Source organism: Variovorax sp. ISS6 (assembly GCF_056523145.1).
Genome location: NZ_JAWRZC010000001.1, coordinates 546,278 through 571,019, shown reverse-complemented (window position 1 = coordinate 571,019; position 24,742 = coordinate 546,278). Strand labels below are relative to the sequence as shown.

Here is a 24,742-nt window from a genome sequence, read left to right as displayed (position 1 = left end):
CGCATGATCCTCGACGGCCCATCGCCCGCAGCCATCGCCGAGGCGGCGCGCATCCTGCGCGCCGGCGGGCTGGTGGCCTTTCCCACCGAAACCGTCTACGGCCTCGGTGCCGACGCCAGCAACGACGCGGCCGTGGCCGGCATCTTCCAGGCCAAGGGCCGGCCGGCCGACCATCCGCTGATCGTGCACGTGGCGGCCGGCACCAAGGGCACGGAGGCGCTGTCGCGCTTCGCCCAGCCGCTGCCGCCGTTCGCGCAGAAGCTGGTGCAGGCCTTCTGGCCCGGACCGCTGACCCTGATCGTCACGCGCCAGCCCGGCGTGGCCGCCGCCGCCGCGGGCGGGCAGGACACCATCGGCCTGCGCTGCCCCTCGCACCCGGTGGCGCAGGCGCTGCTCGAGGCCTGCGCCGAGCAGGGCGTGCCCGGCCTCGCGGGCCCGAGCGCCAACCGCTTCGGCCGCGTGAGCCCGACCACCGCGCAGCACGTGTTCGGCGAATTCGGCGACACCGTGCCGGTGCTCGACGGCGGCGCCTGCGAGGTCGGCATCGAGTCGACCATCGTCGACTGCAGCCGCGGCGCGCCGGTGCTGCTGCGCCCGGGGCTGATCACGCGCGCGCAGATCGAGGCCGCCTGCGGCGAACGCCTGCGCGACCGCGAGCTCATGGCGATGCCCGACCCGCGCGCCTCGGGCACGCTGGAGGCGCACTACGCGCCCGACGCCAAGGTGCGGCTGATGGACGCCAAGGCGATCCAGACCGGCCTCGACGTGCTGGGCGCCAATGCCGCCCACATCGCCATCTGGACCCGCAGCGCCGTGCGCAGCCGTTCGCAGCGCGTCGTGCAGCGCCGCATGCCCGACGACGCCGCCGCCAGCGCGCAGCAGCTGTTCGCGGTGCTGCGCGAGTTCGACGCCGAGGGCGTCAAGCTGATCTGGGTCGAGACGCCGCCCGACACGCCCGAGTGGGAGGGCGTGCGCGACCGCCTGCAGCGGGCCGCCGCGGCCTGAAATCGGGATCGGGCAGCCTCCCAGCCTCAGCCCCCCGCCGCCAGCACGCCCTGGAAGAAGCCGCGTGCCGCCGCCAGGCAGAACGGCGGCGCCAGCGTGCCGTGGTAGGCCAGCATCACGGCGCGCGCCTTGTCGGCGTCGCTGCCGCCGGTGCTCTGCGCGAGCACGTCCTTGGCCTGGGCGAAGCCGGCGCGCGCGGCCGAGTAGGCGTCGGTGGTCGCGCTGTCCTCGAGGTCGACCACGGTCAGCCGCTCCGACGGCACGCCCTTGGCGCGGAAGTAGCCGGCGGTGGCCCGGGTGCTCAGGAAGTTGACGGTCGGGTCCTGCGCGCCGCCGCACATCAGCACCGGCCTGGCCGGCACCCAGTTGCGCAGGTCGTTGGCGCGCGCCGCCTTGCGGAAGCCCAGCGTGGGCGCGCAGTCGAGCGGCGTGGCCGAGTTCAGCGAGGCGGGGGTGGCCTTCAGGGCGTTGCCGGGGCAGGGGCTGCCGTCGATGTCGTTGGAGGCGCGCGTCAGGTAGCTCTGGCGCACCAGGTTGCCGGCGCCGTAGAAGATCGACAGCGAGGGATCGACCGGGCCGGGCGTTGCGCCGGCCGGATACAGCGCGAGCTGCGGCAGCTTGCCCTGGGCGATCAGCGTGCTGGTGGGCGTGAGGCTGGGCAGCAGGGTGTCGATGCCGGTCGCGTACTGCGCCTCGTAGATGTCGCTGGTGTTGCTGTAGACGTCGCCGAACTGCTGTTGCCAGCTGGTCGACAGCAGCGGCACGAACAGCGTGCTGCCGAGCGCCGGCCAGCCCTTGAAGTTGTAGTCCACCAGCAGGCTGATGGCCGAGGGTGCCGACAGCGGCGCCGAGGCCGTCACCGTCTTGCCCGTGGCCTGCAGCTCGCGGTGCGCGGCCAGCGCCACGTAGCCGCCCTGCGAATAGCCGGTGACGAACAGCGAGCCCGCGTCCGAGGCGTCGATGTTGGCGAAGGTCTTGCGCGCGGCGGTCAGCGCATCGACCATGTCCTTGCCCTGCTGGTCGCCGTTGAGGTAGGGGTGGTAGGGCAGCGTCGACTTGTCGTAGCCCGCGTAGTTGGGCGCGACCACGATGAAGCCCTGCGCCGCCAGCATGGCCGCGACCACCACGCCCTCGCCGGCGGCGGCCTGGTTCACGTCGGCCCACTTGGCGATGTTGTAGTCGCGCGCGGCGTTGGTGCCGTGGGCGTACAGCACGATCGGGCGCGGGCCGCTGCAGGCCGCGTCGCCGCCGCGCGGCACCATGATGGCGGCCGTGGCGTTGGTGGCCTCGCCCTTGCCGCCGACGGTGCGGTATTCGAGGTAGCGCGTGTCGATGCCGCACTTGGGCGTGCCCGACACCTGCAGCAGCGCCTTGCCCTTGTCGTCGAGCTGCAGCAGCGTGCGGAAATCGCCGGCCGACAGGCTCAGCACGCGCTCGGGCGGATTGGTCACGACCGAGCCGCGGCCGGTGTCCTCGGGCGGCGGCGGCGCGGGCGGGAAGGTGCCGATGCCGAAGCCGCCACCCCCGCCGCCCCCGCCGCAGGCCGAGAGCAGCAGCGTCGCGCTCGCGAAGGCGGCGGCGAGCAGGTTGCGGGAAGGGGAGGGTGGCGGTACGAGGCTTGGCACGTCGGGGTCTCCTGGATCTTCGAACGAACGGGCGTTCGATTCTGTCAGCGCCCCGGTGCCATGCAAGCAGTGCTTGCCTGCACAACGTTTTCAGTACAGGCCGCCGGGCCCGCGGTCGTTCAGTTGTCCTGCGCGGTCCAGTCGACCAGCGCGTCGAAGGCCGCGCGCGCCGCGCCCGCGTTCTCGGCGTTGGCGATCGCCACCAGCACGTAGCGCCGGCCGCTCGCGCCATGCACGTAGCCGGCGATGCCCGAGGCGTCGCGCAGGGTGCCGGTCTTCAGGTGCGCGGCGCCGCCCGAGCGCAGCGTGCGCTTGCGCAGGGTGCCGTCCACGCCGAGCGCCGGCAGCGAGCCCACGAGCTCGGGCATCACCGGCGAGCGCCAGGCCACCTGCAGCATCCTGCCGAGCGCGGCCGCGCTGATGCGCTCGTCGCGCGACAGGCCCGAGCCGTTCTCGAACACCGGCGGCGCCTCGCCGGTGCCGATGCGCTCGCGCCACCACTGGACCAGCGCGCCGCGCGAGGCCTCGAAGGTGCCGCGGTTCTTCTGCGTGAGGCCGAGGGTCAGGAACACCTGCTGCGCCATCACGTTGTTGCTGTACTTGTTGATGTCGCGGATCACCTCGGGCAGCGGCGGCGAGGCGAACTCGAACGCCGGCTTGAGCCCCGCGGGCACGCGGCCCTCGCGCATCTGGCCGCCCACGCGCCCGCCCATCTCGGCCCACAGGCCGCCGATGGCGCGCAGCGCGTAGCTGCGCGGATCGGCATAGGCCACGGCCCAGCTCTTCTCGCCGCAGGCGGCGGGAAAGCCGCCGTTGAAGCGGATGCGGTTCGGATCGCCGTAGTCGGCGCGCAGCGCCGTGCGCCAGTCGCCGCATTCGCCGGGCGAAAGCGGCACCGTCTGCGGCATCGCCACGGCCGCCAGCGGCGGCTCGTAGCTTACGCGCGCGAACTGGCCGCCGCGGTCGGGCACGAAGCTCATGTTGACCGACTTGAAGTTCAGCAGCAGCGCATCGGGCGAGGCGTTGTAGGGCCGCAGCGGCTCGCCGTCGAAGGCGCCAGGGTCGTTCTCGACCGTGTTCTCGAAGGCGCTGCGGTCGATCACGATGTCGCCGCTCACGCTCGTGATGCCCAGGCCCTGCACGTGGCGCAGCAGCAGCCACATGCGCTCGATCACCAGCTTGGGATCGCCCTGGCCCTTGATGTAGAGGTTGCCGTTGAGCACGCCGTTGGCGATGCTGCCCTCGACGTAGACCGGCGTGTTCCAGGTGTAGGCCGCGCCCAGCAGGTCGAGCGCCGCGTAGGTGGTCACCAGCTTCATGATCGAGGCGGGATTCACCGGCACCTGCGTGCGCCAGGCCAGCCGCGGCGGACGTACGCCGTCGGCATCGGCGACCAGCATGGTGACGGCGTCGCGCGGCAGCTTGGCGCGGGCCAGCGCGGCATCGACCTCGGCCGGCAGCGGCTGCTGGGCGTGGACGCCGGCGGCCAGGCACAGCGCGAAGGCGCAGAGCGCGCGGGAAGGACGGGGAAAGGGACGGCGTTCGACGGTGACAGCGGGCATGCGGCCCATTATCCCGGCGCGAAAAGATGCAGCCGCGCGTGGTACAGCAGCAGGATCGTCTTCGCGTCCGCGATGCGGCCGTCGGCCACCATGGCCAGCGCCTCGTCGATGCCGAACTCGAGCACCTCGATGTCCTCGCCCTCCTCGGCCAGCCCGCCGCCCGCGCCCACGCGCATCGAGGGCTCGTACTCGGCGACGAAGAAGTGCAGCTTCTCGGTCACCGAGCCCGGGCTCATGAAGCATTCGAAGACCTTGTGCACCGTGCCCAGCCGGTAGCCGAGCTCTTCCTCGACCTCGGCGCGGATGCGTTCCTCGGGTGCCGCGTTGTCGAGCAGGCCGGCTGCGGCCTCGATCAGCAGGTCGTCCCAGCCGTTGACGAAGGCCGGATAGCGGAACTGCCGCGTCAGCAGCACCGTGCGCCGCGCGCGGTTGTAGGCCAGCAGGGTGGCGCCGTTGCCGCGGTCGTAGGTCTCGCGGTGCATGCGCTGCCAGCTGCCGTCGCTGCGGCGCCAGTCGAAGGCCGTGGTCTTCAGCGTGTACCAGTTGTCGGAGAGAAGGGTGACTTCGTGCACCCGGACGCGGTCTTGCAGGGTCATGGCGGCGAGCATAGGTGCGAATTCGTGCAATAACAAGAAAATTCGTGCAATCGCGTGAAGCCGACGCTACCATCGGCCCATGCTCACCCGGCAGCGCAAGCAACACATCCTCTCGGTCCTGGCGCGCGACGGCCAGGTGGTCGCCAAGCCGCTCAGCGAGGCGCTGGGCCTGTCGGAAGACACGATCCGGCGCGACCTGCGCGAGCTCGCCGCCGAGGGCCGGCTGCAGCGCGTGCACGGCGGCGCGCTGCCGCTGGCACCGGCCGAGGCCGACCTCGCGGGCCGCCAGCGCATCGCGCCCGGGGAGAAGGTGGCCATCGGCCGCGCCGCCGCGCGCATGGTGCGCCCGGGCCAGGTGGTGTTCGTCGACGGCGGCACCACCGCCGTGCAGCTCGCGCGCCACCTGCCCCTGGACCTGCGCGCCACCGTCGTCACCCACAGCCCGCTGGTGGCGGCCGAACTGGCCGGCCATGACCGGCTCGAGCTGCTGCTGATCGGCGGGCGGCTGTTCCGGCATTCGATGGTGGCGGTGGGCGCGGCCGCGATGGACGCCATCTCGCGCGTGCATGCCGACCTCTTCTTCCTGGGCGTCACCGGCGTGCATGCCGAGGCCGGCCTGACCACCGGCGACAGCGAGGAGGCCGAGATCAAGCGCGCGCTGATGGCGGCGGCCGCCGAGACCGTGGTGCTGGCCTCGTCCGAGAAGCTGGGCGCGGCCTCGGCCTGGGTCGTGAACCCGGTGCGCGCGGCCGCGCGGCTGCTGGTGTCGCCCGAGGCGCCCGAGAAGGCGCTGGCGCCGCTGCGCCGGGCCGGCCTGGCGATCATGCGCGGCGACGGCGCGGCCGGCTGACCCCGCCGCGGGCCGCGATTCGTCCCCCGCCGGGCGCAGTCCGCGGGGCCCCTCGATAATCCCGGGGATGCCCGCCGCGCCCCCGATGTCTCCCCCCGCCCGCCTGTCCCCCCGCACCGTCGGCATCGGCGCGGCCGTGATCACCGTGCTGGTGTGGACCGCCTTCATCGTCATCGCGCGCGCTTCGGCCGGCCGCTCGCTGTCCCCGTTCGACATCGCCTTCGCGCGCATCTGCGGCGCCAGCCTGGTGCTGGTGCCCTGGGGCGCATGGCTCGTGATGCGCGCCCGCGCGGGCGGCGCGCAGGCGGCCGCCTCCTTCTTCGGCCTGTCGCCGCTGTCGCTGCGCGTCACGGCCATGGCCGGCGTGTTCGGCGGCGTCGCCTATGCCGTGTGCGCCTACTGCGGCTTCTTCTTCGCGCCGGCCAGCCATGCCTCGGTGCTGCTGCCCGGCAGCCTGCCGCTGTGGACCACGCTGCTGGCCGCGCTGGTGCTGCGCGACCGCATCACGCCGGCGCGCGCGCTCGGGCTGGCGCTGATCGTCGCGGGCGACCTGCTGGTGGGCGGGCGCAGCCTGCTGCATGCCTTCGAGGGCGGCGAGGTCTGGAAGGGCGACCTGCTGTTCATGGCCGCGGCCTTCTGCTGGGCCTGCTACAGCATCGTGGTGCGCCGCCACGGCCTCGACGCCGTGCGCGCCACCATCGCCATCACCGTGTTCGCGCTGCTGAGCTACGTGCCGGTCTACAGCCTGCTGGTGGCCGGCGGCTGGGTCGCCAGCCGCATCGGCAGCGCGCCCTGGGGCGAGCTGGCGTTCCAGATGCTGTTCCAGGGCATCGGCTCGGTCGTGGTGTCGGGCATCACCTTCACGAAGATGGTCCAGCACTTCGGCCCGGTGCGCACCACCATGATCACGGCGCTGGTGCCCGGCCTGTCGGCGCTGGGCGCGGTGCTGTGGCTCGACGAGCCGCTCTACTGGAACCTGATCGCCGGCCTGCTGCTGGTGACCGCCGGCATCCTGTTCGGCGTGCAGAAGCCGGCGCCCGCGCGCGCCGCCGGCCTGGTGCCGGCCGTGGCCACCGTGGCGGGAGAGCGTCGCGATGCCTGATGTGTTGGCCTTCGACACCAGCACCGAGCAGCTGTCGATCGCGGTGCGCCGCGGCGAGCGCGTGTGGACTCACGAGGGCGCGGGCGGCGCCCAGTCCTCGGCCACGCTGATCCCGCTGATCCAGCAGCTGCTGGCCGAGGCCGACCTCGCGCTGGCGCGGCTCGACGCCATCGCCTTCGGCCGCGGCCCGGGCTCGTTCACCGGGCTGCGCACCGCCTGCGCGGTGGCGCAGGGCCTGGCGCTCGGCTCGGGCGTGCCGCTGCTGCCGGTCGACACCCTGCTGGCCGTGGCCGAGGAGGCGCGCCATGCCTTCGGCGCCCGGCGCACGGTGGCGCTGCTCGATGCGCGCATGGAGGAGATCTACGCCGCGCGCTACGACTTCGAGGCCCATGGCCCACTCGGCGAGCCCGCCGCCGGCGCCGAGGGCCCGCTGCTGATGGCGCCCGAATCGCTCGTGGTGCCGGCCGGCTGGGCGTTGGCCGGCAATGCCTTCGCCGCCTACGGCGAGCGCCTGCCGGCCGCCGCCGCGCGCCACGCGGTGCTGCCCACGGCCGCCGCCATGCTGCGCTTGGCCCCCGCGCTGTTGGCGGCAGGCCGCACCGTGCCCGCGGCGCAGGCCTGGCCGCTCTACGTTCGCGATAAAGTGGCGCAAACCACCGAGGAGCGTGCCGCCATCAAGGCGGCCGCCGCCCACCACAACACACCGCCCGCGACCGCATGAGCGCCCTCCCGCAACCCGTGGAAGCCCGCCTCGAGCCGCTCACCATCGAGCGGCTCGACGCCGTCTGCGCCGTCGAGCAGACGGCCTACAGCCATCCCTGGACGCGCGCCAACTTCACCGACTCGATCGCCGTCGGCTACCACTGCCAGTGCCTGCTGGCGCCGGTCGCCGGCACCGGCATCGAGGCGGCGCGCCTCTCGCCGGTCACCAGCCTCGGCGAGATGCTGATCGGCTACTTCGTGGCCATGAAGGGCGTCGACGAGGTGCACCTGCTCAACATCACCGTGGCGCCGGCCTTCCAGCGCCAGGGCTGGGCGCCGCTGATGCTCGAGGCGCTGACCGGCTGGTCGCGCGCCCAGGGCGCCCAGTGGCTGTGGCTCGAGGTGCGCCAGAGCAACCGGCGCGCGCTCGACATCTACCTGCGCCAGGGCTACCGCACGGTCGGCGTGCGCAAGGGCTACTACCCGGGCGCCGAGGGCGGCCGCGAGGATGCGATCGTCATGAGCATGCGCCTCAACGAAACAGGCAGTGCCTGGGGAGCCTTGCGATGAACGCCGCCGTGCAGACCCTGCGGCTCGACGCGCGCCAGCGCGCGATGCTCGACGAGATGGGCGTGAAGGTCTGGTGGCCGGTGCCCGAGGCGGCCGAGGTCCCCGTGGCCGTGGCGCCCGCGCCGGTGGTGGAGGACGAGGCCGAACCGATCGACATGCCGCCGCCGGACGCCCGCTATGACGCCCGAGACGACGCCGTGCCCGAACCCGAACCGGTCGCGCCGCGTGCCCCGGCCGCCGCGCGCGCGCCCGTGGCCGCGCCGCCGCCGCGCCCGGCGCCGGTTCCCGCCGGCCACGGCGCGGCCGTGCTGGTCGAGGCGCCGCGCCGCCTCTATGCCGACGCCGCCGAGGGCGTTGCGCCGCAGGGCGGCTGGCTGGTGCTGGCCGACATGCCGCCCGAGGCCGACGGCCGCCATGGCGAACCCTTCGCGGGCGATGCCGGCCGGCTGCTCGACAACATGTTGCGCGCGCTCAAGCTGCACGAGGGCGGCACGCCGGTGCACCTGATGCGCCTGCACCGCGGCGTGGCCTCGGGCCAGCCCGGCGGCCCGCGCCCGCTCGACGAGGCCTTCGCCGAACATGCCGCGGCGCTCGCGCCCCGGCTGGTGCTGGCCATGGGCCCGCTGGCCGCGCAGGGGCTGATGCAGAGCGGCGAGCCGCTGGGCAAGCTGCGCGGCCGGGTCGGCCAGGCGGCGCAGCTCGCGGGCGTGCCGGTGGTCGCGACCTACCACCCGGCCTACCTGCTGCGCAATCCGGTCGACAAGGGCCGCGCCTGGGCCGACCTGTGCCTGGCGGCCGCGCAGCAGCAGCCCGAGGCGGGCTGAGCCGGGGCGGGGGCCGTCGGGAGCCCCCTTTAAAATCGCCCCCCATGACTTTCCTCGACAAGCTTGCCGCCGCGCAGCAAACAAACGGTTCGTTGCTCTGCGTGGGGCTCGATCCGGAGCCGGCGAAGTTCCCGGGGCAGCTCAAGGGCGACGCGCGCCGCATCTACGACTTCTGCGCCCGCATCGTCGACGCCACGGCCGACCTCGCCATCGCCTTCAAGCCGCAGATCGCCTACTTCGCGGCCCACCGCGCAGAGGACCAGCTCGAACGGCTCATGGAGCACATGCGCCGCAACGCGCCCCAGGTGCCGACCATCCTCGACGCCAAGCGCGGCGACATCGGCTCCACCGCCGAGCAGTACGCCATCGAGGCCTTCGAGCGCTACGGCGCCGACGCGGTCACGCTCTCGCCCTTCATGGGCTTCGACTCGGTCGAGCCCTACCTGCGCCACCACGGCAAGGGTGCGTTCCTGCTGTGCCGCACCAGCAACCCCGGCGGGTCCGACCTGCAGGGCCAGCGGCTGGCGAGCGTCGAGGGCCAGCCCTTCCTCTACGAGCACGTCGCGCGGCTGGCGCAGGGCCCGTGGAACCTCAACGGCCAGCTCGGCCTCGTGGTCGGCGCCACCTATCCGGCCGAGATCGAGCGCGTGCGCGCGCTGGCGCCGACGGTGCCGCTGCTGATCCCGGGCGTCGGCGCCCAGGGCGGCGACGCGGCCGCCACCGTGCGCGCCGGCTGGCGCGCCGACGCGCCGATCGTCGTGAACTCCTCGCGCGCGATCATCTATGCCTCGTCGGGCGACGATTTCGCCGAGGCCGCGCGCGCCGCGGCGCGGACCACGCGCGACACGCTCGAAGCCGCCAAGGCCTGACCCCGGCGGCCCGGGCTCAGGCCCGCCGCAGCCGCGTGAACAGCTCGAACTCCCAGTTGCGCATCCCCAAGAGCAGCGTGTAGCCCTCGCGGTCCTTGGGCGACAGCTTCTGGTCGGTCTGGTGCTGCTGCGCGAAGTCCTGCGCCACGCGCTGCAGCCGCTCCAGGAAGGCCGGCGCCAGCGAACGGCTGATCGAGCCGTGCACCAGCAGCAGGCCCTCGGCCGGGCCGTCGAAGCCGCCGCGGTAGTAGTCGAGCACCACGTTCTCGCGGAAGAACTCCATCACCGGCCCGTGCGGGCGCCAGCGGAAGGTCTTGGCGAGCTTCAGGCGATACCGGTTCAGCGGCCGCAGTTCGATGATCCCGATGCGGTCGAGCTGGGCCAGGAAGCCGATGCACTCGGCCTCGCTGATCCGGTAGGCCGTCACGATCTGCTCCAGCGTCCACTGGCTCAGCACGCTGATCGCCACCAGCAGCAGCTTCTTGTCCTTGACCACGGCCTTCTCCTGCTCGTGCGTCAGTTCCTTGAGCAGCGGCTGGGCGTCGGCCACACGCCGCGCCAGCTCGGCGAAATCGATCTTCAGCGCGCGGCAGATGGCGTCCACGCGCGACAGCGGCATGTCGCTCTTGGCCAGCATCCGCTTGACGCTGGACTCGGCCATGTCGAGCGAGCGCGCCAGGTCGGCGTAGGTCATGCGGGCGCTCTTGAGTTCGTTCTTCAGGGCCTGGACGAGGTCGACGGTGGTACTCATGAAGGTGGCGGGGTTCCGGTTGGGTATCGGTTGGAGATACCGATGGGTGTGAAATAGTGCCTCGTATCGATTCTCGATGCCTGGGGAGAGGCTGGCAACTAAATTCCGCCCGCCAACCGATCGGCCATCCCGCCATCACCCAACTTCGAGAACAGACATGCTCCTCCACTCCCTGACACGCCGCGAACGTGGCCTGGCCTTCTTCCTGGGCCTGCTGCTCCTGATCGGCATCGTCGGCCCGGCGCTGCCGGCCGCCGAGGTCGCGATCGCCCTGGTCTTCGCCGACACCCGTTCCTGGCACGGCCTGCCCAACGCCATGGACGTGCTGAGCAACCTGCCCTTCGTCCTCATGGGCTGCTGGGGCCTGTACTGGCTCAACCGCATCGACCGCGCGCACCACGAGGCGCTGGCCGGCTTCCCGCTCGCGCCGCCGGCCAGCGATCCGCCCGACAACACGCTCGACTGCGCCTGGCTCTTCTTCGCCGGCCTGATCGCCACCGCCGCCGGCTCGGCCTTCTATCACCTGGCGCCCGACGCGCCGCGGCTGGCGGCCGACCGCGCCGGCATGGCGGTCGCCTTCGCCGGCCTGATCGGGGTGGCGGTCTGCGAGCGCGTGAGCCAGCGCGCCGGCTGGCCGGCCGCCTGGTTCGTGCTCACCACCGGCCTGCTGTCGGCCGAGATCGCGCAGGAGACCGGCAACGTGCTGCCCTGGGCGCTGGTGCAGTTCGGCGGCATGGCGCTGGTGCTCACGCTGGCGCTGTCGCGGCCGATGCCCGGCGCCGTCGGCCTGCGCCTGGGCTGGGTGATCGCGGCCTACGTGCTGGCCAAGGCCTTCGAGCTGGCCGACCAGCCGATCTACGAGGCCACGCACGGCGTGATCTCGGGCCACACGCTCAAGCACCTGTGCGCCGCCCTGGCCGCGCTGCCGGTGCTGGCCGCGCTCAAGCGGCTCGACAGCGGCTGGCGCGCCGTGGCCCTGCGGCACAATCCCGGCGCGGCCGCCCTGACGGCCTGACGACAGCCCCCGGCCCCGCGAGCGTTCCCCGCCGGGGGCCGCGCGGAGCCGCCAAGAGGAGAAGCTTCCGAATGACCACGCCCGCCGCTGCCCCGCCCGAGGCGAATGCCCACGCCAACCAGTTCGCGCTGCTCGGCCAGCGGCGTTTCGCGCCCTTCTTCTGGACCCAGTTCGCGGGCGCGGCGAACGACAACCTGTTCAAGTTCGCCTTCACCGTGATGGTGACCTACCAGCTGCAGCTCAGCTGGATGCAGCCCTCGATGGCGGGGCTGGTGATCGGCGCGCTGTTCATCCTGCCGTTCCTGCTGTTCTCGGCCACCGCGGGCCAGCTCACCGACAAGTTCGACAAGACGAAGATGATCCGCTTCGTCAAGAACCTCGAGATCGCGATCATGCTGATCGCGGCCTGGGGCTTCGTGCGCGCCGACGCGGTGATCCTGCTGGGCTGCGTCTTCCTCATGGGCCTGCACTCCACCCTGTTCGGCCCGGTCAAGTTCGCCTACCTGCCGCAGGTGCTCGACGCGCGCGAGCTCACGGGCGGCAACGGCATGGTCGAGATGGGCACCTTCATCGCGATCCTGCTGGGCCAGGTGGCCGGCGGCCTGCTGGTGGCGGTGCCGCAGATCGGCCACCTGAGCGTGGCCGTCGCCTGCGTGGCCCTGGCGCTGGCCGGGCGCGCCGTGGCGCAGGCGATCCCGCCGGTGCCCGCCACCGACCCGAAACTGGTCGTCAACTGGAACCCGGTCAGCGAGACCTGGCGCAACCTCAAGCTCGCGCACGAGAACATCGTGGTGTTCCGCTCGCTGCTGGGCATCTCGTGGATGTGGTTCTTCGGTGCCGTGTTCCTGAGCCAGTTCCCGAGCTTCGCCAAGGAGGTGCTGCACGGCAACGAGCAGGTCGCCTCGCTGCTGCTGGTGGTGTTCTCGATCGGCATCGGCGTCGGCTCGCTGCTGTGCGAGACGCTGAGCCGGCGCCAGGTCGAGATCGGGCTGGTGCCGCTGGGCGCCATCGGCATGAGCGTGTTCGCGATCGACCTGTACTTCGCCGCGCGCGGCCTGCCCGCGGTGCCCGAGATGGGGCTCGGCGCCTTCCTGCACCAGAGCGCGCACTGGCGGGTGATGGCCGACCTGGCGCTGCTGTCGCTGTTCGCGGGCCTCTACAGCGTGCCGATGTACGCGCTGATCCAGCTGCGCAGCCAGCCCACGCACCGCGCGCGCATCATCGCGGCCAACAACATCCTCAATGCCCTGTTCATGATCGGCAGCTCGGTGATCGCGGGCGCGCTGCTGGGCGCGGGCTTCACCATCCCGCAGATCTTCCTGTTCACCGGCATCGCCAACGCGGTGGTGGCCTTCTACATCTTCATGCTGGTGCCCGAGTACCTGCTGCGCTTCGTGGCCTGGGTGCTGTCGCGCTTCGTCTACCGCTTCGACATCCGGGGCGACGAGCACATCCCCGTCGAGGGCCCGGCCGTGCTGGTGTGCAACCACGTGAGCTTCATCGACGCGGTGCTGCTGATGGCCGCGAGCCCGCGGCCGATCCGCTTCATCATGGACCACCGCATCTTCAAGGTGCCGGTGCTCGGCTGGCTGTTCAAGCTCGCCAAGGCGATCCCGATCGCGCCGCAGAAGGAAGACCCGGCGGCCTACGAGGCGGCCTTCGCCAAGGCGCTCGGCGTGCTGCGCGAGGGCGACCTGCTGGCCATCTTCCCCGAGGGCGCGATCACGCGCGACGGCGCGCTGCAGCCCTTCAAGGGCGGCGTGATGAAGATCGTGGACGGCGCGCGCGCCGAGGGCATCGAGCCGCCCGTGATCCCGATGGCGCTGACCAACCTCTGGGGCTCGTTCTTCAGCCGCATCGAGCTGCGCGGCGGCGAGCCGGTGGCGATGGTCAAGCCCTTCCGCCGCGGCTTCTTCAGCCGCGTGGGCCTCAACGTCGGCGTACCGGTGGCGCCGGCCGAGGTGCGGCCCGAGCTGCTGCAGCAGCGCGTGGGCGGGCTGCTGCAGCCCTGAATCCGGGACCGCGCGCACGGACACGGGCCGCCTTCGGGCGGCCTTTCTCTTGGGGGGCGAGATACCCCGAAAAGTATCCGTTGGAGATACCGCCGGAGCCGAAACGCTGAACCGGTCGAATCATTCGAGTCCCGCGGCGCGGGGGCGGACCATCATCCGCCCACCTTCACTACGCCGCGAGGCACTCATGCAAACCCATATAGCCAACACCATCACCACCGCTCCGGTCCAGCGCGACACGCGGGCCTGGCAGTTCCAGGTCTGGGCGTCCTTCGCGATCGCCGTCTTCCTCTGCGCGACCGGCCTGAGCTGGCTGCCGGGCGAGGCACTGGACCGGGCCTTCATGGTGATGGGCTATGTGTTCTGCCTGAGCACGGCCTTCGTGCTGTCGAAGTTCGTGCGCGACAACCAGCATGCCGCCGGCCGCGACCTGCCGATGTGGAAGCTGGTCGTCTGGGGCAGCTTTTTCGTCGCGATGCTGCTGACCGGCTGGGGCCTGCTGCGCATGGAGATCAACGACACCTACAAGGCCTTCCTGGGCGTGAGCTGGCTGTTCCTGATCAGCTCGGCCTTCACGCTGGCCAAGACCCTGCGTGACCGCCACGAGGCCGACCTCGCCGAAGCCCGCCTGCAAGGCCGCCACGCCGCCCGCGTCGAAGCCGCCCAGGCCCCGGCCGCCGAATGACCGCCCGCACCCCGCACGCAAGGAGTCCGATCATGAACACCGCTTTCGCCCGCAAGTCCCTGGCCACCGTCCTCGTGGCCGCCTGCACCGCCTTCGCCGCGCTCGCGGCGCCCGTGGCCCGCGCCCAGAGCGATGCCTCCATCGCGCTGTCGATGCTGCCCGTGGCCTCGGTGCTGGTCGGCGCCTCCGCGGTCGGTGCCGCCGGCGCCTCGGCCGCCAAGGCCAGCGAAGTGCCGGCCGCGCTCTCGGTCGGCGGCTCGATCCTGACCGTGGTCGCCGTCGAGGCCTCGGCCGACGGCACGGTCTACGTGCTCGAACGCGCCGCCGACGGCGCGCGCGCCAGCGTCAAGGTGGCGGGCCGCGTGGCGCAGGGCGCCTCGACCGCGGTCGGCACCGCCATCGTCGTCAGCGTGATCGGCACCGGCGTCGTGCTCTCGGCCGCGGGCGAGGTGCTGGCCTTCGTGCCCAACGCCATCGGCCGCGCGCTGCTGGCCAACGAGAGGCTGTCGTGAAGCGCGCCGCTTTCCTGGCGCTGGCCGCGTTCGCCGTGGCCGCCGCGGCGACGCAGGCGCAGGCCGGCCGCTCGTGCGAGCAGGTCAAGCCCGGCGCCGCGCTGATCGCCAAGGGCATGGAGCTGGCCGAGCGCACCTCGCAGCAGCTCGACGCCAGCGGCGCGCGCGTCGTCGTGCTGGCGCGCGCCGGCCAGGACCTGAGCAAGTACGGCCTGCGCTACTCGCACCTCGGCCTGGCCTACAAGACCGAGGCCGGCCCGTGGCGCGTGGTGCACAAGCTCAACCAGTGCGGCACCGCGGTGGCGGCGGTCTACCGCCAGGGGCTCGGCGAGTTCTTCCTCGACGACCTCTGGCGCTACGAGACCGCCTGGGTCGTGCCCACGCCGCAGGTGCAGGCGCAGTTGCTGGCCGCGCTGCAGGAGCCGACGCCGCGCCTGGTGCGGCTGCATGTCGCGCCCTACAGCGTCGTCAGCTACGCCTGGGGCCGCAAGTACCAGCAGTCGAACCAGTGGGCGCTCGAGACGCTGGCCGCCGCGATGGAGCCCGCCACCATCGCCAATCGCTCGCAGGCGCAGGCCTGGCTGCAGTTCAAGGGCTACGAGCCCACCACCTTGAAGCTTGGCCCGCTGACCCGCCTGGGCGGGCGCATCGGCTCGGCCAACATCGCCTTCGACGACCATCCCAACGACAAGCGCTTCTCGGACCGCATCGAGACCGTGACCGTCGATTCGGTGTTCGAATGGCTGCAGCGCGCGGGCCTGGGCGCGGCGCCGGTGGCGTTCAAGCTGTGAGCACGGCCCGCACGAGAAGAATGGAAGGAACGACGACATGAGCAAATCCCTGCGCCTCTCCGAGAAATGGTTCCGCCGCGGCCTCTGGCTGGTGGCGCTGGTGTTCGCGGGCTTCCTGATCGGGCTGGGCAGCACCATCGTGGGCGACCTGCCGCAGGTCGAGCGCGTGCGCACCATCGAGGACTTCATCGACCACCGCGCGGCCGATCCGCTGCGCGCCACCGTCAAGGCCTCGGAGGCCGCCGAGCTGCAGGCCTCGCGCGACCTCGACCAGATCCGGCTGCAACTGCAGGCCGCGCAGCAGGCCGGCGCCAATGCACGCGAGACCTTCGGCAACTGGATCGCCACGCGCCGCGCCACCGCGCAGCCCGACCAGGACCCCGAGCTGATCGCGCGCACCAAGGCGCTCGACGCCATCAAGCAGAAGGAAGAGGCGGTGCAGCGCCAGGTCAACGCGCAGCAGCAGCGCATGCTCGACGCGCGCCAGGCCGAGCAGCGCGCGCGCACCGCGCTGGCCGAGCTGGAGCGCGACGCGCAGCTCAAGCTCGACGCCGAGTACCGCCGCATCGAGCTGCGCGTGTTCGCCTACCGGCTCGCGCTCACGCTGCCGCTGCTGGTGATCGCGGGCTGGCTGTTCGTGAAGAAGCGCAAGAGCACCTGGTGGCCCTTCGTCTGGGGCTTCATCCTGTTCGCGCTGTTCGCCTTCTTCGTCGAACTCGTGCCCTACCTGCCGAGCTACGGCGGCTACGTGCGCTACGCGGTGGGCATCGTGATCACGGTGCTGGTGGGGCGCTACGCGATCGTCGCGCTCAACAACTACCTCGCGCGCCAGAAGCTGGCCGAGCAGCAGCCCGACCAGGTGCGGCGCGAGGAACTGAGCTACGACACCGCGCTGGCGCGGCTCGACAAGGGCGTGTGCCCCGGCTGCGAGCGGCCGGTGGACCTGAAGAACACCGCCATCGACTTCTGCCCGCACTGCGGCATCGGCCTGCACGACCACTGCGAGGTCTGCGAGACGCGCAAGAGTGCCTTCTCGCGCTTCTGCCATGCCTGCGGTGCCTCGGCCGCATCGTCGGAGCCGGACGCGAAATCCTTCACGCCCCGGACCCCGCCGCAACCCGCGGCCTGAGGAGGGCGGTCACGCGCTCGTGCTACAACCGCCCGCTGCGCCGCATTCGCGGCCGCAGCCCCGGTCCGTCCCCCGTCTCATCTCGAAGGAGTACGCGCAATGAGCATCTTCGGCAGCATCCTTTCCAAGATCTTCCCGTCCGCGCAGGCCGCGCAACCGCCGGCCACGGCACCCGCTGCCCCCGCCGCACCGGCACCCGCGGGTGCCCCGGCCGCCGCCGCACCGCCACCGGCCATCACGGTGGTCGACGTCGAGGCCCTGCTCGACGGCATGCCGGGCGCGAAGCAGCTCAACTGGCGCACCTCCATCGTCGACCTGATGAAGCTGCTGGGCCTGGACAGCAGCCTCGACGCGCGCAAGCAGCTCGCGGCCGAGCTGAGCTACGGCGCCGACACCAGCGACAGCGCCAAGATGAACATCTGGCTGCACCGCCAGGTCATGACCAAGCTGGCGGCCAACGGCGGCAAGGTGCCGGCCGAACTGCGCGACTGATCCGCGCGCGGCCCGCGTCCAGCAAAAAAGCCCGGCAGTGCCGGGCTTTTTCTTTTGGTGGTGCGAGATGGCGCTCAGGTCCAGCCCGCATCCACCACGTAGTCCTGCGCCGTGCACATGCGCGAATCGTCGGCCGCCAGGAACAGCGCCATCGCCGCGATGTCCTCGCCCATCACGCGGCCCGGCAGGCACTGGGCCGCGTCGATCTCCGCGCCCGACTCGGGCTTGACCCACAGCCGCAGCTGCCGCTCGGTCATCACCCAGCCCGGCACGATCGTGTTGACGCGGATGTTCTCTTTGCCCAGGTCGCGCGCCAGCGAGCGCGTGAGGCCGCGCACCGCCGCCTTGCAGGCCTGGTAGACCGGGTAGCCGCGGCCCTTCATCATCCAGCTGACCGAGCCGAAGTTGACGATCGAGCCGCCGCCCAGCGCGCGCATGTCGGGCGCCACCGCCTGCGCGGCGAAGAACTGGTGCTTGAGGTTCACGGCCACCAGCCGGTCGAAGTCCTCGTCGGTGACGTCGGCCATCTCGTGGCGGCGGTCGTTGGCCGCGTTGTTGAGCAGCACGCCCACCGGCCCGAAGTGCGAGCGCACCGCGTCGATGGTGGCGCCCAGCGCTGCCGTGTCGGTCACGTCGCAGGGCAGGAACAGCGCGGGATGCTCGCCGCGCAGCTGGCCCGCGAGCGCCTGGCCCGCGGCGCTGTCGATGTCGCAGAAGCCGACCTTCGCGCCCTGCGCATGGAAGGCCCGCACCAGCGATTCGCCGATGCCGCTCGCGCCGCCCGAGATGAAGACGGTGCGCTCGGCGAGCGAGGGATAGCGCGCGGTATAGGGCGAGGGTGCGGTGCTCATGGGCGTGGAAGACGACAGCCTGGAAGCCCGCGAGGTTAGCGCGGAACGCGCGTCGCGTCTCAGACGCCCCGTGCCCGCTCCGACTTGAAGCGCGCGCGGAATTCCGTGAACGTTCCCGCGTCGAGCGCCTCGCGGATCTCGCGCATCAGGTTCAGGTAGTAGTGCAGGTTGTGGATGGTCGTGAGCATCGGCCCGAGCATCTCGCCGCAGCGGTCGAGGTGATGCAGGTAGGCGCGGCTGAAGCCCTCGCGCCCGCCGTCGTTCCAGCTCACGCCCGATGTGCCCGCGCAGGCGTGGCAGGTGCAGCTCGGGTCGATCGGCTGCGGGTCGCTCTTGTGGCGCGCGTTGCGCATCTTGAGGTCGCCGAAGCGCGTGAACAGCGTGCCGTTGCGCGCATTGCGCGTGGGCATCACGCAGTCGAACATGTCGACGCCGTCGGCCACGCCCTGCACCAGGTCCTCGGGCGTGCCCACGCCCATCAGGTAGCGCGGCTTGTGCGCGGGCAGCCGGTGCGGCGTGTGGCCCATGATGTGCAGCATCTCCTCCTTGGGCTCGCCCACGCTCACCCCGCCGATGGCGTAGCCGGGGAAGTCCATGTCGACCAGCGCCGTCAGCGATTCCTCGCGCAGGTTCTCGTACATGCCGCCCTGCACGATGCCGAACAGCGCGTTCGGGTTCTGCAACCGCTCGAACTCGGCCTGGCAGCGCTTGGCCCAGCGCAGGCTCAGTTCCATCGAGATGCGCGCCTCGGCCTCGGTCGTGATGTGGCCCTTGGTGTCGTAGGGCGTGCACTCGTCGAACTGCATCACGATGTCGCTGTTGAGGATGGTCTGGATCTGCATCGAGACCTCGGGCGTGAGGAACAGCTTGTCGCCGTTGACCGGCGACGCGAACTTCACGCCTTCCTCGCTGATCTTGCGCATCGCGCCCAGCGACCAGACCTGGAAGCCGCCCGAGTCGGTGAGGATCGGCTTGTTCCACTTCTCGAACTGGTGCAGCCCGCCGAAGCTCTGCATCACGTCCAGGCCCGGGCGCATCCACAGGTGGAAGGTGTTGCCCAGGATGATCTGCGCGCCCATCTCCTCGAGGCTGCGCGGCATCACGCCCTTGACGGTGCCGTAGGTGCCCACGGGCATGAAGATCGGCGTCTGCACCACGCCGTGGTTGAGCGTGAGCGTGGCGCGGCGCGCGTGGCTGTCGGGGTCGGTCTTGAGGAGTTCGAAGTTCAGCATGGGGGTCAGTCCTCTGTTCTCGGTTGGCGCGCGAGCAGCATCGCATCGCCATAGCTGAAGAAGCGGTAGCGCTGCGCGATGGCGTGCGCATACAGCGCCATCACGCGCTCGTAGCCCGCGAGGGCCGAGACCAGCATCATCAGCGTGCTCTTGGGCAGGTGGAAGTTGGTGACCAGCAGGTCGACGTGCGCGAAGGCGAAGCCCGGCGTGATGAAGATGCGGGTGTCGCCCGCGGCCTCGCCGCTCTTCGCCCACGACTCGAGCGTGCGCACGGTGGTCGTGCCCACGGCCACGATGCGGCCGCCGCGCGCCTTGCATTCGGCGATGGCGCGCTGCGTGGCCTCGGGCACCTCGTAGCGCTCGGCATGCATGGTGTGTTCGGCGATGTTCTCGGTCTTCACCGGCTGGAAGGTGCCGGCGCCCACGTGCAGCGTCACGCTGGCGCGCTGCACGCCGCGTGCCTCGAGCGCGGCCAGCAGGCCCTCGTCGAAGTGCAGCGCGGCGGTGGGTGCGGCCACGGCGCCGGGCACGCGCGCGAACACGGTCTGGTAGCGGCGCTCGTCCTCGGCCGAGTCGTCGTGCGTGATGTAGGGCGGCAGCGGCACGTGGCCGCAGCGCTCCATCAGCAGGTAGGGGTTCTCGCCGCTGTCGCTCTCGAAGGCGAAGCGGAACAGGGCGCCGTCCTCCTCGGGCCAGCGGCCGAGCAGGGTGGCGCGGAAGCCGCCGACCATTTGCAGCGTGGTGCCCACGGGCGGCTTCTTGCTGACCTTCATGTGGGCCACCACCTCCTGCCCCTGCAGCACGCGCTCGACCAGCAGCTCGAGCTTGCCGCCGGTCGGCTTCTCGCCGAACAGGCGCGCCTTGACGACGCGGGTGTCGTTGAAGACCAGCAGGTCGCCCTCGCGCAGCAGCGAAGGCAGGTCGCGGAAGATGCGGTCGGCCGGGGCGGAGCCGGTGCCGTCGAGCAGGCGGGAGGCGGTGCGTTCGGTGGCCGGGTGTTGCGCCACCAGCTCGGGCGGCAGGGCGAAATCGAAATCGGAGAGCGTGAAGGCGCGCATGATGCTTGAGGGCCGGACGGGCCCGTTCCAAGAAGGTGGCCGCGAGGGGCCGTTCGGAGAGCGAGGCGGCGATTGTCCCATGGCGCGAAAACCGTCCGCCGCCGCGGGGTCGGGCCAGAGCCGGCGAGGCAGAATCGCCGCATGGTCGATACACATGCAGCGCGCGTTTCGCAGGAGGCCGGGTCCGCGCCCGGACCCTCCGAGGGCGAGCTCTTCAAGAAGATCCTCGGCGCCGCCTGGCAGGGCCTGCATGCCGACATCCGCCGCCGCTTCGACAAGAACCCCTCGCCCGGCAAGGCGCTGCACTACCGCGGCCGGCTCAGCGAGCTGCGCTGCTCGCGCTTCGGCCGGCTGCTGGGCCATCTCACGCAGCCGCTGATCCAGGGCGCGCTGATCCCCTACAGCGACGCCGACTTCCCGGTCGAGATCCAGGTCTACGCGAAGCCCGGCGACCCCGCGATCTACAAGCAGCGCATCTACCGGCTGCACGGGCGCCGGCCGATCCAGTTCACCAGTTTCATGCGCGAGAGCGAGCGCGGCGAGGTGCTCGAGTACGTCGGCATGGGGCTGGGCATGAAGCTGGTGCTCAGCGTGGAGAAGGGCAGCCTGCATTTCCAGAGCGACGGCTATTTCTGGCAGCTGCTCGGCTGGCGCATCCCGCTGCCGGGCCTGCTCACGCCCGGCAAGACCTTCCTCTGGCACCACAACGAGACGCCCGAGCGCTTCAACATCCGCATCGAGATCCGCCACCCGCTGATGGGCACCACCTTCACCCAGGTCGGCGTGTTCGAGGAAGTGTCCGCCCCCGGATGATCGACACGCACCTGCTGGCGCTGCAGCTGATGGCGGCCCAGGGCGCGCTCGGCGCCTTCGACACGCTCTACCACCACGAGGGCACCGAGGCGCTGCCGCGGCGCGCCTCGGCCGGGCGCGAGCTCGCGATCCACGCCACGCGCTCGTCGATCTACTGCCTGCTGTTCATCGGCCTCTCGTCCTGGGCCTGGCATGGTGCCTGGGCCTGGGTGCTGCTCACGGTGTTCGGCGTCGAGATCGTGCTCACGCTGTGGGACTTCGTGGTCGAGGACCGCAGCCGCCTGCTGCCGGCCACCGAGCGTGTCACGCACACGGTGCTGGCGATCAACGCGGGCGCCTTCATCGCGCTGCTCGCGCTGGCGGCCGTCGGCTGGGCTGCCGAGCCGACCGCGCTCGCCTGGCAGCCGCAGGGCTGGCTCGGCGCCTTCCTCGCGCTGTGCGGCGTGGGGGTGGGCGTGTCGGGGCTGCGCGATGCCTTCGCGGCGCGCGCGCTGCTGCGGCACCGGCGCCAGGCGCGGGTGCGCGAGTCCGAGGCGCCGGTGCGCTTCGGCGCGCGGCCGCGGCGCGTGCTGGTCACGGGCGGCACCGGCTTCATCGGCCAGATCCTCGTGCGCCACCTGCTGGCCGACGGCCATGCGGTCACGGTGTGGACGCGCGATGCGCGCGCGGCGGCCTGGAACTTCGGCGGCGCGGTGCGCTGCGTGCAGTCGCTGGCCGAGCTGCCCGCGGCCGAGGAGATCGAGGTGGTGGTCAACCTCGCGGGCGCGCGCATCCTCGGCGCGCGCTGGAGCAAGCGGCGCCAGCGCCAGCTGCTGGCCAGCCGCGAGGGCCTGACGCGGCAGCTGGTCGAATGGATGGCCGCGCGCCCGCGCAAGCCCCGGCTGCTGCTGTCGGGCTCGGCCATCGGCTACTACGGCGTGCAGCCGCAGGGCGATGCCACCGCGCTCGACGAGGAGGCGCCGCCGCAGGACATCTTCATGTCGAGCCTGTGCCAGCGCTGGGAACAGGCGGCGCAGGCCGCGGTCGCGCTGGGCGTGCAGGTGGCCTGCATGCGCTTCGGCTTCGTGCTGGGCCACCAGGGCTCGCTGCCGCAGCTGCTGCTGCCGGTGCGGCTCGGTGTCGGCGGGCGGCTGGGCAGCGGGCGGCAGTGGCTGTCGTGGGTGCATGTGCACGACCTGGTGCGCGCGCTCGCGCATGCCTGGACCCAGATCGAACGCGAAGCTGGCACGCCGGCCGCGCAGGCCTTCAACGTGACCGCGCCGCAGGCGCTGAGCCAGCACGACTTCACGCGCGTCGCGGCCGAGGTGCTGCATCGCCCCTGCTGGATGCCCACGCCCGCGGCGCCCGTGAAGCTGCTGCTCGGCGAGCAGGCCGACCTGCTGCTCGAAGGCCAGCGCGTGGTGCCCGCGCGGCTGCTGCGCGGCGGCTTCGCGTTCATGTTTCCCGATGCGCGCGGCGCCTTGACGGACCTTTGCCGTCCACGCTAGAAGACCTGTCCGTGCCCGCCAAGAAGAAAGCCTCCCCACCCGCCGCCGCGCCGAGCGCACCGGGCGCCGCCGCGCCCGCACCCGCCGCTCCCGCCGCTCCCGCCGCTCCCGCCGCTCCGGCCGGCCCACCGGGCAGCGGCCTCAGCGTGGTGCAGCGCGCGCTGCGCAAACTCGGCCTGGTGCGCGACATCGACTTCGCGCTCTACCTGCCGATGCGCTACGAGGACGAGACCCGCGTGGTGCGGCTGGCCGACACGCGCGACGGCGACACCGCGCAGATCGAGGGCGTGGTGACCGAGGCCGAGGTGGCCTACCGGCCGCGGCGCCAGCTCATCGTGACCATCGACGACGGCGGCGAGACCTGCCAGCTGCGCTTCTTCAACTTCTATCCCTCGCAGCAGAAGCAGCTCGCGGTGGGTGCGCGGGTGCGCGTGCGCGGCGAGGTGCGCGGCGGCTTCGTCGGGCGGCAGATGATGCATCCCACGGTCAAGGCCGCGGGCACCGCGCTGCCCGAGGCGCTCACGCCGGTCTATCCGACCGTGGCCGGCCTCGCGCAGCCGGTGCTGCGGCGCGAGGTGCGCTCGGGCCTCGCGCGCGCGGTGCTCGACGAGACCATCCCGGTGCAGATCGGCCTGCGCGGCGCCTGGGACCTGCGCGCCGCGCTGAGCTTCCTGCACTACCCCACGCCCGACGTGGCGATGGCCACGCTCGAGGACCACAGCCACCCGGCCTGGCAGCGCATCAAGGCCGAGGAGCTGCTGGCGCAGCAGCTGTCGCAGATGCAGGCGCGCATGGAGCGCGCGGCGCAGCGCGCGCCGATGCTCGACATGGCGGCCGCGCCCCTCGGCGGCAAGGGCTCGCTGCACGACGCGCTGCTGGCCGTGCTGCCCTTCGGCCTGACCGGCGCGCAGGCGCGCGTGGGCGAGGAGATCGCGCGCGACCTCGGGCGCGAGCTGCCGATGCACCGGCTGCTGCAGGGCGACGTGGGTTCGGGCAAGACGGTGGTGGCCGCGCTCGCGGCGGCGCGCTGCATCGACGCGGGCTTCCAGTGCGCGCTGATGGCGCCGACCGAGATCCTCGCGGCCCAGCATTTCGGCAAGCTGGTCGGCTGGCTCGATCCGCTGCTGGCCGAGCGCGGCCTGCGCGTGGCCTGGCTCACCGGCAGCCAGAAGAAGAAGGAGCGCGACGCCATGGGCGCGGCTGTCGAGAGCGGCGAGGCCGCGCTGGTGATCGGCACCCATGCCGTCATCTCCGAGAAGGTGCGCTTCCACAACCTCGCGCTGGCGATCATCGACGAGCAGCACCGCTTCGGCGTGGCGCAGCGGCTGGCGCTGCGCGGCAAGGCGCGCGACGAGCTCGAGCCGCACCTGCTGATGATGAGCGCCACGCCGATCCCGCGCACGCTCGCGATGAGCTACTACGCCGACCTCGACGTCTCCACGCTCGACGAGCTGCCGCCGGGCCGCACGCCGATCGTCACGCGGCTGGTGGCCGAGCACCGGCGCGACGAGGTGATCGCGCGCATCCAGTCGCAGATCGAGCAGGGCCGGCAGGTCTACTGGGTCTGCCCGCTGATCGAGGAGAGCGAGGCGGTCGACCTGCGCAACGCCACCGCCACGCGCGACGAGCTGGCCGACATGCTCGGGCCGCAGGTCAACGTCGGCCTGCTGCATTCGCGCATGCCCACGGCCGAGAAGCAGGCGGTGATGGCGGCCTTCACCGCCAACCAGATGCACGTGCTGGTGAGCACCACGGTGATCGAGGTCGGCGTGGACGTGCCCAATGCCTCGCTGATGGTGATCGAGCATGCCGAGCGCTTCGGCCTGTCGCAGCTGCACCAGCTGCGCGGGCGCGTGGGCCGCGGCGCGGCGGCCTCGGCCTGCGTGCTGCTCTATGCGCCCGGCGACAGCGGCCGCGTCGGCGAGGCGGCGCGCGCGCGGCTGCGCGCGATGGCAGAGACCAGCGACGGCTTCGAGATCGCGCGCCGCGACCTCGAGATCCGCGGGCCCGGCGAGTTCCTCGGCGCGCGCCAGTCGGGCGCGCCGCTGCTGCGCTTCGCCGACCTCACGACCGACACCTTGCTGCTCGACTGGGCGCGCGAACTCGCGCCGCGCATGCTCGAGCAGCATCCCGAGCTGGCGCGGCGGCACATCGACCGCTGGCTCGGCACCAAGGCCGAGTACCTGAAGGCTTGAAGCCGGAAGAGAGG

At 72.0% G+C, this 24,742-nt stretch carries 24 protein-coding genes; 17 read left to right on the top strand and 7 right to left on the bottom strand.

Annotated elements, in window-relative coordinates:
• Positions 1–3 precede the first annotated feature (3 nt).
• Complete coding sequence (locus tag AC1HIL_RS02625; protein WP_057594390.1) at positions 4–1,005, top strand: L-threonylcarbamoyladenylate synthase; 1,002 nt, start codon at positions 4–6, stop codon at positions 1,003–1,005.
• Between the two features lie 26 nt (positions 1,006–1,031).
• Here AC1HIL_RS02625 and AC1HIL_RS02620 read toward each other — a convergent pair whose 3' ends face one another.
• The 3 genes from AC1HIL_RS02620 to AC1HIL_RS02610 form a co-directional block, all read right to left on the bottom strand.
• Complete coding sequence (locus tag AC1HIL_RS02620) at positions 1,032–2,630, bottom strand: alpha/beta hydrolase family protein (RefSeq protein WP_479671078.1); 1,599 nt, start codon at positions 2,628–2,630, stop codon at positions 1,032–1,034.
• Between the two features lie 119 nt (positions 2,631–2,749).
• On the bottom strand, positions 2,750–4,192 hold the full coding sequence (dacB, locus tag AC1HIL_RS02615) for a D-alanyl-D-alanine carboxypeptidase/D-alanyl-D-alanine endopeptidase (RefSeq protein WP_479671077.1): 1,443 nt from the start codon (positions 4,190–4,192) through the stop codon (positions 2,750–2,752).
• 8 nt (positions 4,193–4,200) lie between these two features.
• Entirely contained in the window at positions 4,201–4,788 is a 588-nt protein-coding gene (locus tag AC1HIL_RS02610) for a GDP-mannose pyrophosphatase (protein ID WP_479671076.1), read from the bottom strand.
• A 79-nt stretch (positions 4,789–4,867) separates the two neighbouring features.
• Between AC1HIL_RS02610 and AC1HIL_RS02605 the strand changes: the two genes are divergently transcribed.
• The 6 genes from AC1HIL_RS02605 (at position 4,868) to pyrF (ending at position 9,705) form a co-directional block, all read left to right on the top strand.
• Entirely contained in the window at positions 4,868–5,638 is a 771-nt protein-coding gene (locus AC1HIL_RS02605) for a DeoR/GlpR family DNA-binding transcription regulator (RefSeq protein WP_296723872.1), read from the top strand.
• 67 nt (positions 5,639–5,705) lie between these two features.
• On the top strand, positions 5,706–6,740 hold the full coding sequence (locus tag AC1HIL_RS02600) for a DMT family transporter (RefSeq protein ID WP_479671075.1): 1,035 nt from the start codon (positions 5,706–5,708) through the stop codon (positions 6,738–6,740).
• The gene (tsaB, locus tag AC1HIL_RS02595; protein WP_479671074.1) at positions 6,733–7,461 is read left to right on the top strand and encodes a tRNA (adenosine(37)-N6)-threonylcarbamoyltransferase complex dimerization subunit type 1 TsaB; all 729 of its coding nucleotides are present in this window, start codon (positions 6,733–6,735) and stop codon (positions 7,459–7,461) included. Before AC1HIL_RS02600 ends, tsaB begins: the two co-directional genes overlap by 8 nt.
• The gene (gene rimI / locus AC1HIL_RS02590; RefSeq protein ID WP_057597908.1) at positions 7,458–8,012 is read left to right on the top strand and encodes a ribosomal protein S18-alanine N-acetyltransferase; all 555 of its coding nucleotides are present in this window, start codon (positions 7,458–7,460) and stop codon (positions 8,010–8,012) included. The genes tsaB and rimI overlap by 4 nt, the downstream gene beginning before the upstream one ends.
• On the top strand, positions 8,009–8,836 hold the full coding sequence (locus AC1HIL_RS02585; RefSeq protein WP_261212874.1) for a uracil-DNA glycosylase family protein: 828 nt from the start codon (positions 8,009–8,011) through the stop codon (positions 8,834–8,836). Before rimI ends, AC1HIL_RS02585 begins: the two co-directional genes overlap by 4 nt.
• Positions 8,837–8,880: 44 nt before the next feature.
• Complete coding sequence (pyrF, locus tag AC1HIL_RS02580; protein WP_413762052.1) at positions 8,881–9,705, top strand: orotidine-5'-phosphate decarboxylase; 825 nt, start codon at positions 8,881–8,883, stop codon at positions 9,703–9,705.
• A gap of 16 nt (positions 9,706–9,721) precedes the next feature.
• Here the strand turns inward: pyrF and AC1HIL_RS02575 are convergent, their stop codons facing one another.
• Positions 9,722–10,456 carry a helix-turn-helix domain-containing protein gene (locus AC1HIL_RS02575; protein WP_057596203.1) on the bottom strand — a complete coding sequence of 245 codons (735 nt, stop codon included), beginning with the start codon at positions 10,454–10,456 and terminating at the stop codon, positions 9,722–9,724.
• 157 nt (positions 10,457–10,613) lie between these two features.
• Here AC1HIL_RS02575 and AC1HIL_RS02570 point away from each other — a divergent pair, with 157 nt between their 5' ends.
• From AC1HIL_RS02570 to AC1HIL_RS02540, 7 genes are all read left to right on the top strand, one after another.
• Complete coding sequence (locus tag AC1HIL_RS02570) at positions 10,614–11,471, top strand: hypothetical protein (protein WP_057596202.1); 858 nt, start codon at positions 10,614–10,616, stop codon at positions 11,469–11,471.
• A gap of 71 nt (positions 11,472–11,542) precedes the next feature.
• On the top strand, positions 11,543–13,483 hold the full coding sequence (locus tag AC1HIL_RS02565) for an MFS transporter (RefSeq protein ID WP_479671073.1): 1,941 nt from the start codon (positions 11,543–11,545) through the stop codon (positions 13,481–13,483).
• 187 nt (positions 13,484–13,670) lie between these two features.
• Positions 13,671–14,168, top strand: coding sequence for a YiaA/YiaB family inner membrane protein (locus AC1HIL_RS02560; protein WP_479671072.1), 498 nt, complete (start codon positions 13,671–13,673; stop codon positions 14,166–14,168).
• 32 nt (positions 14,169–14,200) lie between these two features.
• Positions 14,201–14,680: a hypothetical protein gene (locus tag AC1HIL_RS02555; protein WP_172705682.1), complete on the top strand. Its 480-nt coding sequence runs from the start codon at positions 14,201–14,203 to the stop codon at positions 14,678–14,680.
• Entirely contained in the window at positions 14,677–15,471 is a 795-nt protein-coding gene (locus AC1HIL_RS02550; RefSeq protein ID WP_057596198.1) for a DUF2145 domain-containing protein, read from the top strand. The genes AC1HIL_RS02555 and AC1HIL_RS02550 overlap by 4 nt, the downstream gene beginning before the upstream one ends.
• A 37-nt stretch (positions 15,472–15,508) precedes the next feature.
• Complete coding sequence (locus tag AC1HIL_RS02545; RefSeq protein ID WP_057596197.1) at positions 15,509–16,600, top strand: zinc ribbon domain-containing protein; 1,092 nt, start codon at positions 15,509–15,511, stop codon at positions 16,598–16,600.
• Positions 16,601–16,699: 99 nt separating this feature from the next.
• Positions 16,700–17,092, top strand: coding sequence for a DUF3597 domain-containing protein (locus AC1HIL_RS02540; protein WP_057596196.1), 393 nt, complete (start codon positions 16,700–16,702; stop codon positions 17,090–17,092).
• Positions 17,093–17,166: 74 nt separating this feature from the next.
• On the opposite strand, the gene AC1HIL_RS02535 is transcribed toward AC1HIL_RS02540, so the two are convergent.
• Genes AC1HIL_RS02535 through queA form a run of 3 tightly spaced genes read right to left on the bottom strand, consistent with a single transcriptional unit; the run spans position 17,167 to position 20,233 of the window.
• Entirely contained in the window at positions 17,167–17,943 is a 777-nt protein-coding gene (locus AC1HIL_RS02535; RefSeq protein ID WP_057596195.1) for an SDR family NAD(P)-dependent oxidoreductase, read from the bottom strand.
• A 59-nt stretch (positions 17,944–18,002) separates the two neighbouring features.
• Positions 18,003–19,175: a tRNA guanosine(34) transglycosylase Tgt gene (gene tgt, locus AC1HIL_RS02530; protein ID WP_261212883.1), complete on the bottom strand. Its 1,173-nt coding sequence runs from the start codon at positions 19,173–19,175 to the stop codon at positions 18,003–18,005.
• Between the two features lie 5 nt (positions 19,176–19,180).
• Positions 19,181–20,233, bottom strand: a complete 1,053-nt coding sequence (queA, locus tag AC1HIL_RS02525; RefSeq protein ID WP_479671071.1) for a tRNA preQ1(34) S-adenosylmethionine ribosyltransferase-isomerase QueA — start codon at positions 20,231–20,233, stop codon at positions 19,181–19,183.
• Positions 20,234–20,374: 141 nt separating this feature from the next.
• Between queA and AC1HIL_RS02520 the strand changes: the two genes are divergently transcribed.
• The 3 genes from AC1HIL_RS02520 to recG are packed head-to-tail and all read left to right on the top strand — an operon-like array spanning position 20,375 to position 24,728.
• Positions 20,375–21,046: a DUF4166 domain-containing protein gene (locus AC1HIL_RS02520; RefSeq protein ID WP_479671070.1), complete on the top strand. Its 672-nt coding sequence runs from the start codon at positions 20,375–20,377 to the stop codon at positions 21,044–21,046.
• Positions 21,043–22,533 carry a TIGR01777 family oxidoreductase gene (locus tag AC1HIL_RS02515; RefSeq protein WP_479671069.1) on the top strand — a complete coding sequence of 497 codons (1,491 nt, stop codon included), beginning with the start codon at positions 21,043–21,045 and terminating at the stop codon, positions 22,531–22,533. The genes AC1HIL_RS02520 and AC1HIL_RS02515 overlap by 4 nt, the downstream gene beginning before the upstream one ends.
• A gap of 11 nt (positions 22,534–22,544) precedes the next feature.
• On the top strand, positions 22,545–24,728 hold the full coding sequence (recG, locus tag AC1HIL_RS02510; RefSeq protein ID WP_479671068.1) for an ATP-dependent DNA helicase RecG: 2,184 nt from the start codon (positions 22,545–22,547) through the stop codon (positions 24,726–24,728).
• Positions 24,729–24,742: the final 14 nt, after the last annotated feature.

Coding starts and splice junctions, on each gene's coding strand:
- AC1HIL_RS02625 (WP_057594390.1), top strand. CDS start 4: ATGATCCTCGACGGCCCATCGCCCGCAGCCATCGCCGAGGCGGCGCGC.
- dacB (WP_479671077.1), bottom strand. CDS start 4,192: ATGCCCGCTGTCACCGTCGAACGCCGTCCCTTTCCCCGTCCTTCCCGC.
- AC1HIL_RS02610 (WP_479671076.1), bottom strand. CDS start 4,788: ATGACCCTGCAAGACCGCGTCCGGGTGCACGAAGTCACCCTTCTCTCC.
- AC1HIL_RS02605 (WP_296723872.1), top strand. CDS start 4,868: ATGCTCACCCGGCAGCGCAAGCAACACATCCTCTCGGTCCTGGCGCGC.
- AC1HIL_RS02600 (WP_479671075.1), top strand. CDS start 5,706: ATGCCCGCCGCGCCCCCGATGTCTCCCCCCGCCCGCCTGTCCCCCCGC.
- tsaB (WP_479671074.1), top strand. CDS start 6,733: ATGCCTGATGTGTTGGCCTTCGACACCAGCACCGAGCAGCTGTCGATC.
- rimI (WP_057597908.1), top strand. CDS start 7,458: ATGAGCGCCCTCCCGCAACCCGTGGAAGCCCGCCTCGAGCCGCTCACC.
- AC1HIL_RS02585 (WP_261212874.1), top strand. CDS start 8,009: ATGAACGCCGCCGTGCAGACCCTGCGGCTCGACGCGCGCCAGCGCGCG.
- pyrF (WP_413762052.1), top strand. CDS start 8,881: ATGACTTTCCTCGACAAGCTTGCCGCCGCGCAGCAAACAAACGGTTCG.
- AC1HIL_RS02575 (WP_057596203.1), bottom strand. CDS start 10,456: ATGAGTACCACCGTCGACCTCGTCCAGGCCCTGAAGAACGAACTCAAG.
- AC1HIL_RS02570 (WP_057596202.1), top strand. CDS start 10,614: ATGCTCCTCCACTCCCTGACACGCCGCGAACGTGGCCTGGCCTTCTTC.
- AC1HIL_RS02565 (WP_479671073.1), top strand. CDS start 11,543: ATGACCACGCCCGCCGCTGCCCCGCCCGAGGCGAATGCCCACGCCAAC.
- AC1HIL_RS02560 (WP_479671072.1), top strand. CDS start 13,671: ATGCAAACCCATATAGCCAACACCATCACCACCGCTCCGGTCCAGCGC.
- AC1HIL_RS02555 (WP_172705682.1), top strand. CDS start 14,201: ATGAACACCGCTTTCGCCCGCAAGTCCCTGGCCACCGTCCTCGTGGCC.
- AC1HIL_RS02545 (WP_057596197.1), top strand. CDS start 15,509: ATGAGCAAATCCCTGCGCCTCTCCGAGAAATGGTTCCGCCGCGGCCTC.
- AC1HIL_RS02540 (WP_057596196.1), top strand. CDS start 16,700: ATGAGCATCTTCGGCAGCATCCTTTCCAAGATCTTCCCGTCCGCGCAG.
- AC1HIL_RS02535 (WP_057596195.1), bottom strand. CDS start 17,943: ATGAGCACCGCACCCTCGCCCTATACCGCGCGCTATCCCTCGCTCGCC.
- tgt (WP_261212883.1), bottom strand. CDS start 19,175: ATGCTGAACTTCGAACTCCTCAAGACCGACCCCGACAGCCACGCGCGC.
- queA (WP_479671071.1), bottom strand. CDS start 20,233: ATGCGCGCCTTCACGCTCTCCGATTTCGATTTCGCCCTGCCGCCCGAG.
- AC1HIL_RS02520 (WP_479671070.1), top strand. CDS start 20,375: ATGGTCGATACACATGCAGCGCGCGTTTCGCAGGAGGCCGGGTCCGCG.
- AC1HIL_RS02515 (WP_479671069.1), top strand. CDS start 21,043: ATGATCGACACGCACCTGCTGGCGCTGCAGCTGATGGCGGCCCAGGGC.